This is a genomic window from Priestia sp. SIMBA_032, assembly GCF_046535215.1.
GTDB lineage: Bacteria > Bacillota > Bacilli > Bacillales > Bacillaceae_H > Priestia > Priestia aryabhattai.
In genome coordinates this window covers 1-235 of the sequence record NZ_JAWRXD010001586.1, presented here as the reverse complement: position 1 = coordinate 235, position 235 = coordinate 1, and the positions used below count along the sequence as shown (strand labels likewise).

Annotated in this window: 1 protein-coding gene; it reads right to left on the bottom strand. The window is 66.0% G+C overall.

The genetic code is table 11. The annotated features are described in order from the left end of the window. Nucleotides 1-195, bottom strand: a 195-nt coding sequence (locus SB717_RS39640; protein WP_410908827.1) for a hypothetical protein, incomplete at its 3' end; no start/stop codon positions are given. Nucleotides 196-235 lie beyond the last annotated feature (40 nt).

Sequence of the window (235 nt, the reverse complement as noted above, 5' to 3'; positions counted from 1 at the left end):
CTCCAGACCGAGCAGCGAGGTCGCGTGCCCCAGTAGGACCCGCTCGAGGTCGCCCAGTGGGGACGTACTCAGCACGGCGAGGTACCCGAATACGCTGCCGCCGACGCTGATCCGCTGGATCGTGACCGTATACGCCTCGGTCATCGTGACACCGCTGGCCGCATTGGGGTCACGCATGACCTCGCCGCGCACCATCTCGACCTGTTCAGCACTGACAACAGCGGGTCGCGAACTC